The 16,364-nt window shown below is 47.5% G+C and carries 14 protein-coding genes; 11 read left to right on the forward strand and 3 right to left on the reverse strand.

Annotated features, from left to right (window positions below; all coding sequences use genetic code 11):
- Positions 1 to 103 precede the first annotated feature (103 nt).
- From PAEAM_RS20760 to PAEAM_RS20780, 5 genes are all read left to right on the forward strand, one after another.
- Positions 104 to 832 (forward strand): (Fe-S)-binding protein, encoded by a 729-nt coding sequence (locus tag PAEAM_RS20760; protein ID WP_017688927.1) that lies wholly within the window; start codon positions 104 to 106, stop codon positions 830 to 832.
- A complete protein-coding gene (locus PAEAM_RS20765) occupies positions 829 to 2,349 on the forward strand; it encodes a LutB/LldF family L-lactate oxidation iron-sulfur protein (RefSeq protein ID WP_100528809.1) in 1,521 nt (506 codons plus the stop codon). The genes PAEAM_RS20760 and PAEAM_RS20765 overlap by 4 nt, the downstream gene beginning before the upstream one ends.
- Positions 2,339 to 3,064 carry a LutC/YkgG family protein gene (locus PAEAM_RS20770; protein ID WP_100528810.1) on the forward strand — a complete coding sequence of 242 codons (726 nt, stop codon included), beginning with the start codon at positions 2,339 to 2,341 and terminating at the stop codon, positions 3,062 to 3,064. Before PAEAM_RS20765 ends, PAEAM_RS20770 begins: the two co-directional genes overlap by 11 nt.
- Before the next feature lie 215 nt (positions 3,065 to 3,279).
- On the forward strand, positions 3,280 to 3,834 hold the full coding sequence (locus tag PAEAM_RS20775; protein WP_100528811.1) for a glutathione peroxidase: 555 nt from the start codon (positions 3,280 to 3,282) through the stop codon (positions 3,832 to 3,834).
- Positions 3,835 to 4,133: 299 nt separating this feature from the next.
- Positions 4,134 to 7,307 (forward strand): bifunctional cytochrome P450/NADPH--P450 reductase, encoded by a 3,174-nt coding sequence (locus PAEAM_RS20780; RefSeq protein WP_100528812.1) that lies wholly within the window; start codon positions 4,134 to 4,136, stop codon positions 7,305 to 7,307.
- 199 nt (positions 7,308 to 7,506) lie between these two features.
- Here the strand turns inward: PAEAM_RS20780 and PAEAM_RS20785 are convergent, their stop codons facing one another.
- Positions 7,507 to 7,929, reverse strand: a complete 423-nt coding sequence (locus PAEAM_RS20785; protein WP_036608832.1) for a hypothetical protein — start codon at positions 7,927 to 7,929, stop codon at positions 7,507 to 7,509.
- Positions 7,930 to 8,052: 123 nt separating this feature from the next.
- Here PAEAM_RS20785 and PAEAM_RS20790 point away from each other — a divergent pair, with 123 nt between their 5' ends.
- On the forward strand, positions 8,053 to 8,397 hold the full coding sequence (locus PAEAM_RS20790; RefSeq protein ID WP_047842639.1) for a hypothetical protein: 345 nt from the start codon (positions 8,053 to 8,055) through the stop codon (positions 8,395 to 8,397).
- A 158-nt stretch (positions 8,398 to 8,555) separates the two neighbouring features.
- Here the strand turns inward: PAEAM_RS20790 and PAEAM_RS20795 are convergent, their stop codons facing one another.
- On the reverse strand, positions 8,556 to 10,211 hold the full coding sequence (locus PAEAM_RS20795) for an MGH1-like glycoside hydrolase domain-containing protein (protein ID WP_100528813.1): 1,656 nt from the start codon (positions 10,209 to 10,211) through the stop codon (positions 8,556 to 8,558).
- Positions 10,212 to 10,381: 170 nt separating this feature from the next.
- Positions 10,382 to 11,671, reverse strand: coding sequence for a Gfo/Idh/MocA family oxidoreductase (locus PAEAM_RS20800; RefSeq protein WP_036608810.1), 1,290 nt, complete (start codon positions 11,669 to 11,671; stop codon positions 10,382 to 10,384).
- A 127-nt stretch (positions 11,672 to 11,798) separates the two neighbouring features.
- On the opposite strand from PAEAM_RS20800, the gene PAEAM_RS20805 reads away from it, so the two are divergent.
- The 5 genes from PAEAM_RS20805 (at position 11,799) to PAEAM_RS20825 (ending at position 16,344) form a co-directional block, all read left to right on the forward strand.
- Positions 11,799 to 12,701, forward strand: coding sequence for an AraC family transcriptional regulator (locus PAEAM_RS20805; protein ID WP_100528814.1), 903 nt, complete (start codon positions 11,799 to 11,801; stop codon positions 12,699 to 12,701).
- Positions 12,698 to 13,144: a RidA family protein gene (locus PAEAM_RS20810; RefSeq protein WP_036608804.1), complete on the forward strand. Its 447-nt coding sequence runs from the start codon at positions 12,698 to 12,700 to the stop codon at positions 13,142 to 13,144. The genes PAEAM_RS20805 and PAEAM_RS20810 overlap by 4 nt, the downstream gene beginning before the upstream one ends.
- Positions 13,145 to 13,302: 158 nt before the next feature.
- Positions 13,303 to 13,479 carry an aminoglycoside phosphotransferase family protein gene (locus PAEAM_RS20815; RefSeq protein WP_279303100.1) on the forward strand — a complete coding sequence of 59 codons (177 nt, stop codon included), beginning with the start codon at positions 13,303 to 13,305 and terminating at the stop codon, positions 13,477 to 13,479.
- A 67-nt stretch (positions 13,480 to 13,546) separates the two neighbouring features.
- A complete protein-coding gene (locus PAEAM_RS20820; RefSeq protein WP_100528816.1) occupies positions 13,547 to 15,769 on the forward strand; it encodes a class I SAM-dependent methyltransferase in 2,223 nt (740 codons plus the stop codon).
- Entirely contained in the window at positions 15,766 to 16,344 is a 579-nt protein-coding gene (locus PAEAM_RS20825; RefSeq protein WP_243391422.1) for a histidine phosphatase family protein, read from the forward strand. Before PAEAM_RS20820 ends, PAEAM_RS20825 begins: the two co-directional genes overlap by 4 nt.
- The last annotated feature ends 20 nt before the right edge of the window (positions 16,345 to 16,364 follow it).

Consider the following 16,364-nt stretch of genomic DNA (forward strand, 5'->3'; position numbering starts at 1 on the left):
TCTGGGGATACCAGCAATCGGAAGGTTATTCTGTCATCGGAGTGTCCAGTGTAAATATTCTTAGTCAATTTATCTACTAATCAGTTAATAGGAGCGTGTAATTATGAAGGTCTCCTTATTCATTACCTGCCTCAGCGATGCCATCTATCCCCGAGTGGGGGAAGCCATGGTCAGATTGCTCGCCGCTCATGGCGTTCGGCTGGATTTCCCGCCGGTGCAGACCTGCTGCGGTCAGCCTTCCTACAATAGCGGGTACTGGGATGAGACTCGGGTAGCGGCCAAAACGATTCTTGAAGCGTTTGACGACAGTGATTTTGTGGTATGTCCTTCGGGATCGTGTACGTATATGATTCATCATTATCCCGAGCTGTTCGCGGATGAACCAGTATGGTTGGAGAAGGCAAAACGATTGGAAGCCAAAGCCTATGAGTTTACTCAATTCCTCGTTCAGGTACTCGGGATAACCGATCTGGGCGCACATTTTCCGCACAAAGTAACCTATCATCCATCCTGTCATGGCAGCCGTCTGCTGGGTGTGAAGGATGAGCCGATGGCGCTGCTCTCTCAGGTAAAAGGACTGGAATTGGTTCCACTTCCATTCGCGGAGGATTGCTGCGGATTTGGGGGGACGTTTGCCATTAAAATGTCCGATATTTCAGGAGCGATGGTGACGGAGAAAGTTGATCATGTCAAAGAGACGCAAGCCGAAGTATTGGTGGGGCTGGACATGGCCTGTCTGATGAATATCGCAGGTAATCTGCGTTATCGGAATGAACCGGTGCGTGTAATGCATCTGGCGGAACTACTGTATGAGGGGGTGCGAACAGGATGAGCCAACCGGGAGTCATGGATACTACGGTCAAAGAACGTGCCGGACTGGCCTTGAATGATGATTTTCTGCGAAAAGCAGTCAAATTCACGACAGAACGTTTGCGTAACGGGAAGAAATCTGCCTCAGAAGAACATGGAAATTGGGATGAATGGCGGGAGCGTGGCCGTCAGATTCGTTTGCATACAATTGCGTATCTGGATTATTATCTGAATGAATTTGTGAACAACGCCCGTGCGAACGGGGTTCATATTCATTTTGCAGATACATCGGTGGAAGCAGCGGCAATTGCGCTGGATATTGCGGCGCATAATCAAGCTTCTACGGTGGTGAAATCCAAATCGATGGTGTCGGAAGAAGTACATCTCAATCATGTGTTGGAGTCGGCGGGCATTGAAGCTATCGAGACCGACCTGGGTGAATACATCATTCAGCTGGCAGGCGAGGCGCCATCTCATATTGTCATTCCAGCCATCCATAAGAACCGCTACCAGATTGCAGAGTTGTTATCGAAGGAAGCGGGTGAAATTCTGGAGCCGGACACAACGGTACTTGCCGGATTTGTTCGCAAAAAGCTACGCGAGAAGTTCCTCGAAGCAGATATCGGCATGACCGGCTGCAATTTTGCGATTGCAGAGACAGGTTCCATGGTTTTGTTCGAAAATGAAGGCAATGCCCGTATGGTATCTACTGTTCCGAAAACGCAGATTACACTGATGGGCATGGAGCGGATCATCCCGTCGTGGACGGATCTGGAGGTCATGGCAACCTTGTTGCCACGCTCCGCAACAGGTCAGAAATTAACGATGTACATGTCAGGCATCACAGGTCCTCGCCGAACAGCGGATGCGGATGGACCGGATGAAATGCACATTATTATCGTGGACAACGGTCGATCCTTACAGCTCGGTGATCCTGAATTCCAGGAGTTGCTGAATTGTATTCGCTGCGGTGCTTGTCTGAATGCTTGCCCGGTATATCGCCATATTGGAGGTCATGCCTACGGTGGAACATATAGTGGTCCGATTGGCGCAGTACTGACTCCTGCACTCAATGGCAACATTGATGAATGGAATGATATTGCGGGTGCTTCGAGTCTGTGCGGAGCCTGTTATGAAGCATGTCCAGTTAAAATTCCATTGCATGATATGCTCGTTTATCTACGTAGGCGTAAAGTGGAAGACGGCCATGGAAACAAAATGGAGAGCATGGGCATGAAGGGTTTTGCCGCCGTGGTTTCCAATTCCAAACGTTTCAGTGCGGCCATACGTCTGGGACAGATCGGGCAGAAGGCAGTTGTACGCAACAACGGCATTTCACTCAAATTGGGTCCACTTAAAGGCTGGAACAATTATCGGGTTGCGCCAAGCCTCGCCAGGAAATCCTTCCGGCAACAATGGAACAAGCTGGATCAGGAACTGAACCAGGAGCAACCGGCCATGGATTCTTCCGTTCGCAGCCGTATGGAGCAGATTATTCGTGAGCGAGAAGAAGGGGAGGGTACTAAGCATGGTCACTGAACATCAGCAATGGCTTGCACAATTGGAGAAGAAGTCCATTGAGAAACAGGAGCAGTTCATGAATGACATTGCTTCGAAATTGAGAAGACCAAGGCAACGCCATGCACCGACCCAACCCTTTCGGGGAGCACCCGACTTTTGGACTGAACTGGAATGGGATGAAGAGAAGCGTATTCAAGCATTTACGGATAACTTTGTGAGTGTAGGCGCACACATCGCCCGGGTTCAGAACATGGAAGAAGTATCTCAATTTATAGCCAACAAATCTCATGAACTGAGTGCCAGGTATATCATTCGTCAGAATGAACAGGCGTTACAGGATCTCGGATTGGAAGAGCAGTTACCGGATGTACAGATCTCAGTGTGGAATAGTCAAGCGGATGAGAACTGGAAGGCCCGGGCAGCTGAGGCTGATATCGGTGTGGTCATGGCGGATTATGCGACTGCATACACAGGCTCGGTCACTGTGCTTTCTTCACCGGAAAAAGGTCGTTCAGTCAGTCTCTTGCCTACGGTACTCATCATCATTATTCCAGTAGATCGACTGTACACCAGACTGGGTGAGACGCTGGATCGATTTGACGAAGCGGGGAAAGAGAATCTTCCAGCAGGCATCCACTTTATTTCCGGGCCAAGCCGCTCTTCCGATATTGAAAATGATTTAACCATTGGGGTACACGGACCAGGCATTGTATATGGTCTAATAATGGGTTAACGGTGTGTTGAGTGTGATGGCGCATCATGATTTTGATAACTGTCCGAGATGCAGGATTTAACTGCTAAGGACAGTTTTTTATTTTACCTACTATAGTTAAAAGCTATTAAAATTATATTAATTATATATTTCACCTATTAATAATGGAGGTGTATAATCCATTTCAAGAGAGAGTTCATATGAGATATAAAAGAGAAAGAGGAGGATGAATACAGATGAGTATATTTTCTTACCAAGTTCCGTTTATGGATGGACACAACGGTGATTTTTCTGCTTTTAAAGGGAAGGTTCTGCTTATTGTGAATACAGCAAGTCGGTGTAGCTACTCCCGGCAATTCAGTGAACTTCAGCAGATGTATGAGAAATATGGTGATCAGGGGCTAGAGATTCTGGCGTTTCCATGCAACCAGTTTAACGACAAAGAACCTGGGAATAACACTGAGGTAGCCGAGTATTGCAGAAGTCAGTTTCAGATATCCTTTCCGATCTTGAAGAAAATTGAGGTCGTTGGGCGATCGATGCATCCGTTGTTCCGTTATCTGATTGAAGAAGCGCCATTTCAAGGTTATGATCTGAACACGAAGGAAGGACAGTGGATGGACACCTTTGTGAAGGAGAAGCATCCAGAATTGTATCAAGGTGACGGCATCAAATGGAATTTCACCAAATTCCTGATTGATCGCAGTGGGAACGTCCATGGCCGTTATGAAACGACAGTAGCTCCATTAGAGATGGAGTCAGTTATTCAGAATTTGTTGAAGAAATCATAAGTATACCCTAATCCCTGTCCTGAGGTCCTATGACTTTGGGACTGTTGAAGATTAGAACTGGAAATGTTAGGGTAAAAGAAGATAACGAAGGCCTCCATTTTTTTTAATCAAAAATGACCAATATACCATTTTGGTCAGTTAGTTCTATTGTGGTTTTATCGTTGTCTGGATGAAATATGAAAATGTGCAAAAAATAACTTGAATCTGTTGATCTGAAGAGTAAGTGTAATCGCGTCTGTAAATCAAGTCATTATTTTTTAGTTGTAGAACTCTTAACTTGGAAAGAAGGAGTGAGTGTCATGCCACCAATTTCAGTGCCTCAACCAAAAACATTTGGCCCACTGGGCAACTTGCCGCAATTGAACTTTGAAGAGCCGGTGCAATCTTTGGTGAAACTGGCTGAAGAATATGGACCGATCTTTCGTATGGAATACCCGGGGCGGAGTGAATTGTATATTTCCGGTCACAAACTGGTCGCTGAGGTAACAGATGAATCCAAATTCGACAAACGGGTGTGGGCACCCCTTGCGAAGGTTCGTGCTTTTGCAGGAGATGGGCTATTTACGAGTTGGACCGAGGAGCCGAATTGGAAAAAAGCCCATAACGTACTGCTGCCAAGTTTCAGTCAACGTGCGATGCAGGGATATCACAACAAAATGATTGATCTGGCTGTGCAGCTGGTTCAGAAATGGTCACGATTGAACCCGGATGAGACGGTTAACGTTCCGGATGATATGACACGTCTTACGCTCGACACGATTGGCCTGTGTGGGTTCAACTATCGGTTTAACAGCTTCTATCGGGAAGAACCACATCCATTCATTACGAGCATGGTTCGTGCGTTGGACGAATCCATGAGTTCATTGCAGCGACTGCGTCTGCAAGACAAGCTGATGATCACCAAAAAGAAACAGTTTGAACAGGATATCCGTTCCATGTTCTCGTTGGTGGATCACATTATTGCCGAACGCAAAGAGAAACCGCAGGAAGGCGCAGATGATCTGTTGTCCCATATGCTCAGCGGCAAGGACCCAGAGACAGGAGAAACGCTGGATGATGAGAATATCCGTTATCAGATTATTACATTCCTGATTGCTGGACATGAGACCACAAGTGGACTGTTATCCTTCGCCGTTTATTATCTGATGAAGAATCCGGATACGCTGGCTAAAGCACAAGCTGAGGTGGATCAGATTCTGAAAGATCCGGTTCCCACGTACAACCAGGTTCGCAATCTGAAGTATGTTCGCATGGTTTTGAATGAAGCACTGCGGTTATGGCCTACGGCCCCGGCATTTTCCCTGTATGCAAAAGAGGACACGGTACTTGCGGGTCAATATCCTTTGCAAAAAGGAGACAGCGTCAGTGTACTTATTCCCAAGCTGCATCGTGACCGCGAAGCCTGGGGAGACGATGTCGAGGAATTCCGCCCGGAACGGTTCGAAGATCCGAGCAAAGTGCCGCATGATGCCTATAAACCTTTTGGTAACGGTCAACGGGCCTGCATTGGTCAGCAGTTTGCACTTCAGGAAGCAACGCTGGTACTGGGCATGGTGTTGAAGCATTTTGACTTCATAGATCATTCGGATTATCAGTTAAAAGTGAAAGAAACGCTGACGCTTAAACCGGATAACTTCACAATTCGTGTACGTGCGCGTGGTGGGCAGCCAGTCATGGCCGTTCCGGGTGTAGCGGTTGAAGAACCAAAGCCGGTTGCCAAAAGAACGGAGCCGGATGCAACCAATGCCCACCACACACCGATGCTTGTTCTGTACGGTTCCAATCTGGGTACCGCTGAAGGCATTGCACGTGAAATTGCAGATACCGCCAGATATCAGGGTTTCCGGAGTGAGGTTGCTACGCTGGATGATCGTGTTGGCAAACTGCCAAAGGAGGGTGCCGTCATTATTGTCAGTGCATCCTATAATGGTCAGCCGCCAAGTAATGCCAAGATGTTTGTCGAGTGGATCGAACATGCAGATGCGAATGAATTCAAAGGAGTGCGTTTCGCCGTTCTTGGATGCGGTGACCACAACTGGGCCAGCACCTATCAGCGTATTCCGCGTTTAATAGATGAACAGTTATCTTCCAGAGGAGCAGAGCGGTTATCACCGCTGGGTGAGTCAGATGCCAGTGGAGATTTCGAGAAACAGGTGGGGGATTGGACAGAGCAATTATGGCCAGATCTCGCACGAACGATGGGACTGAAACTGAACACAAGCTCCAATAGCGAACGCAGTTCCCTATCTGTACAGTTTGTCAGTGGGCTCGCCGTAACACCGCTTGCGGATACGTATGATGCACATGTGGCAGAAGTACTTGAGAACAGGGAGCTTCACGACGCGGGCAGTGAACGAAGCACACGTCACCTGGAGATTAAATTGCCTGAAGGCATAACCTACAAGGAAGGGGATCATCTGGGCATTCTGCCACAGAATCCACCGGAACTTGTGGAACGTGTATTGCGTCGTTATGGATTCACCGGAACGGAGCATCTTGTTCTGGATGCATCCGGTCGGAGTGCCGCGCATCTACCGCTGCAACAACCGGTGAACCTCTATGATCTGCTCAGTCATAGCGTTGAGCTTCAGGAGGCGGCAACTCGTGCGCAGTTGAGAGAAATGGCAGCATACACCGTATGTCCACCGCATAAGAAAGAACTTGAAGCGCTGCTTGATGAATCTGTGTATATGGATGAAGTTCGGAACAAACGGATCTCCATGCTGGATTATCTGGAGAAATATGAGGCATGTGAATTGCCGTTTGAGCGTTTCCTTGAATTATTGCCTTCACTAAAAGCCAGATATTATTCGATCTCCAGTTCACCACGTGTTCAGCCCGATCAAGCGAGTATTACGGTTAGTGTTGTGCGTGCCCCTGCATGGAGTGGGCAGGGAGAATACAAAGGAATTGCGTCCAACTATCTGGCTAACCTGAAACCGGGTGACGAGATCGTCATGTTCACGCGGACACCGGAATCCGGCTTCCAACTGCCGGAGGATGCACAGGTTCCCGTTATCATGGTAGGTCCGGGTACAGGTGTTGCTCCATTCCGAGGTTTCTTGCAGGCAAGGCACGTATTGAAGGAACAAGGTCGTGAGGTTGGCGAAGCCCACCTGTACTTTGGATGCCGGAATCCCGAGCATGATTATCTGTACAAAAATGAATTGGAAGCAGCCCAGCAAGAAGGGCTTGTGAAACTTCATACGGCCTTCTCCCGTGTAGATGGGGAGGAGAAATGTTATGTACAACATCTGATGAGAGACGATGCCCGTCATCTGATTCCTTTGTTTGAAGAGGGTGCGCATCTGTATATCTGCGGTGATGGCAGCAAGATGGCACCTGATGTGGAAGCTACACTCCAGCAGGCATACGCTGATATTCATGGCAAATCCGCGAAGCAAGCAGAAGATTGGCTTAATCAGCTTCAGCAGGAAGGTCGTTATGCCAAGGATGTATGGACAGGCATCTGATGTACACATGTGAAGGGTAAGCTTGATCCGTAACTGGCTGAGCGGTGAGATACAGAAGCAGTTCTGTTCTCACCGCTTTTTGACATAAAATGATTCTTCAGCAGATAAGTGGTTGCATGGGTTATAATTATATATTGGAAGGGAGCACCCGTATGCAGACATTTGGGAACCATTGTATGGCTTGCGAAAAGAACCAGCTTTACTTCCGTCTACAAGGCCGTTTCAGGTTTTTTCTTCCGGTGGTTGGCCGATAGATCGACTCGACGCTGGAGAGAGGAAATAATATACGGGAAGGGACTCTGCCTTTTCCCTGGAGTTCAAGATAATCCAGTCCCACGCCCACAAGTCTGATATTGTTAAATGCATTCCTGGAAGGGAAAGTCGTGCGGATTCCCACTCTGACGCCTCGCCGTGTTCGAGGAATATCGAATACCCGAATGGAATTCAGACTAAGTGGAATGAATAACTGCCGGTTTACTTTGATAAACTGCCTTGGATAGACACGACGAATACGTCCCGGTTCCAACCCGGAGAGTGGAGTATTCAGTTCTGCAAGGTGCCCCTGGAGTTCTGCCAGGCGCTGCTGAAGTGTTTTTCCAGTATGGAGATGCTGCCAGCTCATAAGTATTCCTCCGTTCGCCATTTGTACCTAGTATATGAAGGAACGGGGTCGGAAGGTGTACGTTTGATAGCCCATGTTCGTTAAGGCTAACGGGGTTTCTTTTATAATAGAGGAGTGATTCACATGATCGTAGAGATGTATAAAGACCTCATTAAGGATGAGCGTGGCAATTATTATCTAGCAGTGCAGATCGAGGGCAATGAGCTTACGCTCGTTAATGCTTTCGTCGAAGCGGCATTCACACCTGAACTGATCTACAATGAAGAGTTTCGTACCAAGCATAAAGAGATGGAAGGCGGATTTGTAGGCAAAATTGCGATGGACCTGCTAAGGCATGATGTGGTCATGGGGATGAAGCAAATCGACCGCAAACTGTTGAACTTGTCGGATGTGGAACAGCAGTTCACGGTAAATTATATTGATACGATTGAATTTTATCGTCACCCGGCGTGGAACCGGAAGGTGTAAGGTGAAAGTCATCTCCTCTGTAACCAGAGAGAGAATGATTTCCGAAGTAGTAGTCAATTTTTCTATCTTGTGTCCTTATGAATAAGAAATAAAGAATGTAAACGCGCAAGTGCAGGGGAAGTAAACCTCGGCAACTTGCGCTTTTTGCATACAAACAATTAACGATACGTAGGATGGATGATGCCAATATCGCGCTCGGTGCTCAAACTTCCATCAGCGTAACGCTGCATTTCATTTCCTTTGATCCGAATTGGGATGCACTCTCCTTGATAGAAGAGCTCTCCCTCAACGGTGCGAACGCTCATTCCGATGACTACCTCCAGATGCCCACTATGATCCGTTACAAGCCGAATCCCTGACGGGCCGTCCAGATGAACCTTGCCTTCCAGATATACCGTCATGCGATCAGGGGTGTTGACCAATTCATATCCTACTCCGTTGACTTTTCGGCTATAAGCCGTGTTGCCAGATACGATCTCACCATGATCCATGTCGATGGGGAGCAGTCCGGTAAACCAGAGCTGATTCGATCCAACAGGCATAATTCCGCATAATCGCTCCACATAATCGAGGAGACAGAGGATGGAGGGTGAGTACGTCTCGGTAAAACCTTGTTCTCCCGTCCATGGGCTTAGTACCTGACCAAATCGTTTATCTTTGGATAGAGCGGACAAGATTGGCTGCATTACCCAGGTTAGCTCCACATATCGATGATGATACTCGAATGCGTGAGGTGCCCGAATCAGACTTAGAAAATTGGATGCCCCTCCCCAGCTGTTATAGGAGGAAAAGGGATCAAATCTGGGATCATCCATCGAAATCGATGTAAACGGGTATTTAGCAAAAAACTTGCTTGTATTCAACAGGTAGCGATGCAGTAGGTTATCGAACAATTCACGGTCGCCCACCTCGCAGGCCATTACGCGGAGCAACACATCAGATTGGACTCGGACCAATTCGTCATTGCGATCCCGATCATAGAAGAACATATCCTGTTCGTCGTAACAATAACGGAAGAGACTTTCCAGGCTAGACTCGGCTTTTGCTTTCCAATCCGTTCCCGATTCTCCCAGTTCTTCAGCCATACGGGACAGATACATGCGCTGACAATAGATATTGGCGGTCAGATCCGGTGCCAGAAAAGGCAGAATCGGAGAATCCGGATGATAGGCAGAAGCATCATTCATATAAGGTGTATCCGGAACATGCCAGAATCGCGGGGATAAGTCATGTCCGGTGTCAAACGTACTGAAGGCCTCTACACAGCCAGTTCCTCGGGTATCACGGTTGCGTGCAATCCACTCATCGTAACGAACCATAGCCTTATACATCGTGTTCAGGAAAGGCGACTGCTTCCCATGATTGCCATGAAGCTGATAGTGGTTCCATACACTGCGTGCCAGCGGAGTGACCAACTGGATTTGCCGGAAAGAGGGTCCGTTTGCCGTGAGTTTATACGGGAGCAATCCATCTGCTCTTTGCTGCTTGGCAAATGCGAGGTACGTTGTTTCGGACACGGAAGGCAGCAGGCGAGACAGCAGCTGCGCATTGATGGTACCTGTGCTCTCTAACCAACATCCCAGATAGATGCCACCTTCTTGTAAAATAGGGTCGTTGTCTCCCATGGGCAGGATACAAGCAAGCAAATTCTCCACCGCTGCATAATACGTAGCTTCCAGTTGTCCGCCCGATGCCGCAAACCGGATACCCGACGCATGCCATTCTTGTAATAACTGCTGATCTTCCGGTTTAACTGGCTGAACTTGATCCATCATCGAAATGTTGCGCAGCCGATTTAATATCTCTTCTGTCATATGTTCCTCCTCACAGCGTCTGCTTATTGATTCGATTCAAAAATACGAACGGTCCCGTTATAGAAGTCCGAGTCGACTTGCGTGCAGATTAATTATAAAAGTATAAAAAAGACTGCGTGATATGCGCAGCCTTTAAATGAAATTAATAATGTAGTGCAGACCTGGGGGACTTAGAAACGAACCAGATTATTGACGTTGACAGGCAAACCCGTCGCGATGGCGCGATTGGCAGCAATACCCGTCAGAATGGATCTGGCACCGTCCACGTGGTTAGCAGCGCGATGATACGGATCTTCAACAGGCTCTCCAAACAGATCATTCAGCAGAACCGGGTCACCTCCGCCATGTCCACCTGCTTTTTCTTCCACTTCAACCTCATATGGCGCATCAAACATTGGAAGAACCCGCAACGTTTTACCGATCAATGCACCTTCTTTACTCTTGTCACCCAATGAGTTGACATAGGATTGCTCCACAATGTTCATCTCAATCCGGCCTTTGGTGCCATTAATGGCAATGCGGTAACCTTCCCATGGCTGGTAGGCGACGAGGGAGTACGTCAGAATCGCTTTGTTCCGATACTTCACAAGAACACCCATCGTATCCTCAATGTTGATGCCATCCCCAAATACGCTCTGATCGCGCTGGTAACCATCTTCCGATTCGGCATCCAGATACATGGACTTCATATGTGCGTCTGAATCCAAATGCAGTGCAAAAGGATCATCCTTTGCGATCGGGTTGCCGGTTGCCCGGTTGTAGAATTGCGTTACACCTCGTTCTTCTGCATTTTCTCTGCCGTAATACATCAGATCACCAAATGCAAACACGGTATCCGGTTGCGAACCAATCCAGAAATTCACCAAATCGAAGTGATGGGTGGATTTGTGCACGAGTAATCCGCCGCTATTACGCTTGTCCCGATGCCAACGGCGGAAATAATCTGCCCCGTGGCGGGTATTCAGCAGCCATTCAAAGTGAACGGAAGTGACTTTCCCGATGGTATCATTCAGAATAAGTTCTCGAATCTTAGTATGGTGCGGTGCATAACGGTAGTTAAAGGTGACTCTTACGTTCTGGCCAGTCCGCTTGACAGCATCCAGAATCTCCTGACATTTCTCCTCATCGATGGTCATCGGTTTTTCGGTGACAACGTCACAACCCAGTTCCATCGCACGAATGATGTACTTGTGATGGGTGCGGTCAACACTGGTTACGATGACATAGTCAGGCTTCTCGTTCTCAATCATCTGATCAAACTGATCTGCAGGATAAGTGGGTACCTCAGGATACTCGTACTTTTCCTTCAATAGTTGATTCGCGTAGTTCATGCGGACTTGATTTATATCGCAAAAGCCGACAAGCTCGGATGTATCCCTATAATCCCGGGTCAAAGCACCATAAAAAAATTCGGCGCGGCCGCCAGTTCCGACTAATACATAACGTTTCTTGTTACTCATGTCTATCGCCTCCTTGAATATAGCTCTAGCCTATAACAAGGGAGTACTTCTTTCGCCGCATTTTATGCGTAACCGCTTTCAAATGCCGCATATTTTGCTATAATTTATGGAAAGGAGAGAGGGCGACATGACAGAACCTTTCAGTGCAGATTTTCATGATCCCTCGGATTTACTGCACATCGAATATGATCGTCGCATTGGATATTTCTCGATGACGGATGACCACCTGCATGATCATTATGAGTTGTATTACCTGTTGTCTGGTGAGCGCATCTATTTCATTAAGGACCGGACCTATCGGGTAAAGGCTGGTGATCTGGTGTTTGTTGACCGAAATACGGTTCATAAAACATTGGAGAGTGGCATGCCTGACCATGAACGGATGGTGCTGTATTTGAAGCCTGAGCTTTTTGCAGCCATAGCTATTTCCCCCGAGTTAGTTGAAGGCTTGAAGGAACCCTTCTGTTGGGAGATTCCTATTGTAAGGTTTCCATCTCAAGTCACTGAGGTTCTAGAACGGATGGTTAGCGAAATGGTGGATGAAATGCTTCGTCCTCAACCTGGAAGCAACCTGTTGCTCCGTCACCGGGCTGTTGAATTGTTGCTCCATGCCTATCGTAATCAACACCTGGGCAGGTTAAGCTCTGATGATCGTGAGCCGGTTCTTCATCCCAAGACACAGGCAGTTGTACGTTACCTGAATGAGAACTATCAGAAACCACTGATATTACCGGAGGTGGCGGGCATGTTTCGCATTAGTCCGCATTATCTGAGTCGATTGTTCAAACAAACGACGGGATTTACCTTCAGTGATTATCTGAATCTGTTACGGGTGAAGGAAGCACAGCGTTTACTGCGAGAAAGTGAAGAATCCATTACAGACATCGCCTGGCTTGCGGGGTTCAGTAACTTCTCTCATTTTGGCAAGATGTTCAAACGTACCGTTCAGGTATCACCAAGAGTTTATAGGCAGGAATACAAGGAATCGGGTTCCGTGAGGACCCTAAAAGAGGGAGAGAATATACGATGATTGAAGCGAGATTAAATGAACTGGGGATCATTTTGCCACAGGCAAGCGCCCCCGCAGCGAAATACGCTAATGCCGTTATTGTGAATGGAATCATGTATGTATCCGGGAAAGGACCGGATACCTCCGAACGCGGCAAACTGGGATCAGACTTCACAACAGAGCAGGGGTATGATTTTGCCCGGAATGCTGGACTGGAGGTGCTTGCTGTCGTTCGAGATGTGTTGGGTTCACTGGATCGGGTGAAGAGAGTGGTTAAAGTGCAGGGATTCATTAATGCGTCCGCTTCGTATCAGGAGCATCATAAAGTGCTGAATGGATTCTCGGATTTGATGATGGAGGTATTTGGGGATCAGGGGGTACACGCTCGTTCAGTACTCGGTGCAGTGTCCGTAAGGGATAATTTACCGCTGATCATTGATTCCATATTTCAGGTGGAGGAGTAGATGTATATATGATTGGTTCATCTTCATTTAATCCGATTATGTTAACGATACCCGAGAGCTTCCATACGGAACGCCTCACGATTCGAGCACCTTATATAAAATGGATCTTCCACTCGATGTCGTCCAGAAAGAATAAAACATTGTCTGATTAACAGCAGATCTGTCATGGCGATTTTCACCCCGATAATGTTATGCTCAGTGAGGCCGGCGACCAATACTGGGTCATCGATTGGATGACTGGTATGTCGGGTGATCCTACGGGTGATGTGGCTCGAAGCTGGGTAATATTAATGAGTGGTACTTTACCGGAGGATACAGAGCCAGTTATACAATAGTTTAAAATCTATAAACGAATCTAACTATATTATATAAAAAGGGTAGAGAAAGAGAGGGGACATATTCATGCTGCATTCATTAAAGGCCATACAATCATACAAGTCAGGTAATACGCCGGAAGCCCAGCAGCTATGGCTGCAACTGCTGGCAGCAGCGGAGAAACCCCATATTAACCTCGAACGCATTCATTCCATTGCCGAACTTGAGGGCACAAATCCGGTGCTGGACTACACCGAGCGTACACTTCACGTACTGGAGGAGCTTCAGGTTTCTTTTTGGGTGCGAGAAATTCTGGAAGACGTATTAATCTGGTCAGAGACGGCGAAGGCCGGATCACGGGAGCAACGGCGGGTATGGCAAAAGCAGGGCGTTAACTTGTTTGTACACAATGTGGGGTCCGCTCAGTTATATGACTTATACGCAGTGGCAGAGCACCTGGATAATGACATCGGTAAGACCAAAGAGACGAGTATAAATCAACCTGGTTCTCCGGGCGATGCCTTAAGTAAGAATGTGGATATAAGCGAGCATGATGCGCTGAATACACACACTCCAAGGCATGAGATTATACGTACTCTAATTGCTACACATGGACTTATTGGTCAATACATACGGGGTGAGATTCCATTTGCCGAAAATGCTCCGCTTCACGGCTTGATCGTCAAAGGATGGCTCACTACAGATGAATTGCACACCATACTGATGGCATTAAATGAGTGCATTATTGCAGGCGTTGATCGAGCGTTATGGAATCAGGTTCAGGCTGAGGTACAGCGAATTGTAGGCTGGATTATCACTGGACCGAATCATAAGGACTGGAGCGTGAAGGAACGGTTATCCCGCTTAAGAAGTTCATCCATTCGGCAAGGAGAAGCTATGGATACGGCTTATGCCAGGCTCCAAACGGAACTGGATGTAGAACAGGCGCTGGCTCCGCTGGCTCATCGCACATTATGGTATGTGGAGTCGGCCATGCAGGATTTTTCGCTGCAGGAGATGGTGAAAGTGTTCCTGTTGACGCTTCGCAGCGAAAGTATGCATCCCACATCCATGGAGAGTCGATCTGAAATCGTTCGTCATATCAGCTTCGAACCATTGATGAATACAATGTATTACGACTACAAGGGCGTCAAGAAGCTCAATATTTACAAGAAACGAATGATTGAAAAATATTTGGAACAGTATGCGTGGGAACAGATTGTGGCAGGGGAGCAGATCGTCTATCCTCATCTAACCCATCGCATTGAACGTCATACGGATCTGCCGGATACATTATTCGTGACCTTTGAATTTTCTCCAGCGGCGGAGAAACTGATTGCATTCTGTATTGAAGCGGAAAAGTCGCCGTTATACGATAAGGCTGTACTGCTGTTATTTGACCTGTTCGGATTGCGTCGGGATGCGTATGACCGTTTCCACAACGAAGAGACGTATTTGTCCGATATGAACAGCTCCGGTGATTACAAAAAAGTACTGCTCGACTATATCGTTGGTAAACGGGTATTGGACATCGGTCCAGGTGGAGGAATTCTGCTGGATCTGATTGAGCAGGAAAAACCGGAAGTGGGGCCGATTGGTATCGATATCTCAGCCAATGTCATTGAAGCGCTGGAACGCAAAAAACAGCGTGAGGGACATCGCTGGCAAGTGATGAAGGGCGATGCCCTGCAACTGGAGCAATATGTGCAGCCGGGCACAGTGGATACGGTTATTTTTTCATCCATTCTGCATGAATTATATTCATATATTGAACTGGAAGGTCGAAGATTTAATTCCGATACGGTTGTAGCAGCGCTGAGAAGTTCATTTCGTGTGCTGTCACCTGGAGGAAGAATTCTGATTCGGGATGGGATCATGAGTGAGCCGGAGGCGCAGAAGCGCCGGATTCGTTTCCTGGAAGCGGATGGGATGCGCTGGCTGGAGCGGTATGCAGAGGATTTTCAAGGACGTGCAATTCAATATGAGCGGATCTCAGACAATGAGGTCGTATTGCCGATCAACGATGCAATGGAGTTTCTCTACACCTATACGTGGGGCGAAGAGGCATACGTGCATGAAATTCAGGAACAGTTCGGTATATTCACGCCGACAGCCTATGAGAACTGTATTCGAGAAGCGCTGGGTGAACAAGCCGAGATGATTACGTTCCGACATTTTCTCCAGGAGGGGTACACGGAAGCACTTGGAGAACGAATGATCTTCATGAAGGAAAATGGTGAACCTGCGCCTTTGCCAGACAGTACCTGCCTGATTGTCATTGAGAAGAAAAAAGGGTTGGCGGATGGATGATGAGTGAGGCCAGTACGTTTTTGTATTTTGTCAGACATGCGGAGTCTCGATATGTTGAAGGACAGGAACGCGAGCGTGGACTGACAGAGCAAGGTCATCAAGATGCGGGAACGGTTGCCAGTCTGCTCCATGGGGAGCAGATTCAACTGTTTTATTCTAGCCCCTACAGGCGAGCGGTAGATACGATTCAGATTCTGGCAGATTGGTCAGGTGGAATTGTGGTGACGGAGGAAGATCTGCGTGAACGCCAGTTGTCGAGTTCGGATGTGAAGCATCATAATTTTCGTGAAGCCAAGCAGCAGTTGTACCGTGATCCTACGTATGCGTATTCAGGCGGGGAGTCTGGTGAACAGGCTCGCCTAAGAGCAGTAGCGGTCATCGAGAAAATTTTGGATAGGCATGCGGATCACAAGGTAGTCATCGGAACCCATGGAGATGTAATGACGCTTATTTTACAACATTATGATTCTTCCTACAGTTATGATTTCTGGGAGAAGACTACGATGCCGGACATCTATAAGTTACAGTTTGATGGAACGCAAAAGTTGGTCCAGGTCACCCGATTGTGGGAGTGACAGAGTTATATAAGAGAAAT

The sequence above is a fragment of the Paenibacillus sp. GM1FR genome (assembly GCF_002803315.1).
GTDB classification, from domain to species: domain Bacteria; phylum Bacillota; class Bacilli; order Paenibacillales; family Paenibacillaceae; genus Paenibacillus; species Paenibacillus amylolyticus.

Bases quoted from the DNA above. Each gene is read 5' to 3' on its own strand.
- PAEAM_RS20760 (WP_017688927.1), top strand. From the start codon at position 104: ATGAAGGTCTCCTTATTCATTACCTGCCTCAGCGATGCCATCTATCCC.
- PAEAM_RS20765 (WP_100528809.1), top strand. From the start codon at position 829: ATGAGCCAACCGGGAGTCATGGATACTACGGTCAAAGAACGTGCCGGA.
- PAEAM_RS20770 (WP_100528810.1), top strand. From the start codon at position 2,339: ATGGTCACTGAACATCAGCAATGGCTTGCACAATTGGAGAAGAAGTCC.
- PAEAM_RS20775 (WP_100528811.1), top strand. From the start codon at position 3,280: ATGAGTATATTTTCTTACCAAGTTCCGTTTATGGATGGACACAACGGT.
- PAEAM_RS20780 (WP_100528812.1), top strand. From the start codon at position 4,134: ATGCCACCAATTTCAGTGCCTCAACCAAAAACATTTGGCCCACTGGGC.
- PAEAM_RS20785 (WP_036608832.1), bottom strand. From the start codon at position 7,929: ATGAGCTGGCAGCATCTCCATACTGGAAAAACACTTCAGCAGCGCCTG.
- PAEAM_RS20790 (WP_047842639.1), top strand. From the start codon at position 8,053: ATGATCGTAGAGATGTATAAAGACCTCATTAAGGATGAGCGTGGCAAT.
- PAEAM_RS20795 (WP_100528813.1), bottom strand. From the start codon at position 10,211: ATGACAGAAGAGATATTAAATCGGCTGCGCAACATTTCGATGATGGAT.
- PAEAM_RS20800 (WP_036608810.1), bottom strand. From the start codon at position 11,671: ATGAGTAACAAGAAACGTTATGTATTAGTCGGAACTGGCGGCCGCGCC.
- PAEAM_RS20805 (WP_100528814.1), top strand. From the start codon at position 11,799: ATGACAGAACCTTTCAGTGCAGATTTTCATGATCCCTCGGATTTACTG.
- PAEAM_RS20810 (WP_036608804.1), top strand. From the start codon at position 12,698: ATGATTGAAGCGAGATTAAATGAACTGGGGATCATTTTGCCACAGGCA.
- PAEAM_RS20820 (WP_100528816.1), top strand. From the start codon at position 13,547: ATGCTGCATTCATTAAAGGCCATACAATCATACAAGTCAGGTAATACG.
- PAEAM_RS20825 (WP_243391422.1), top strand. From the start codon at position 15,766: ATGATGAGTGAGGCCAGTACGTTTTTGTATTTTGTCAGACATGCGGAG.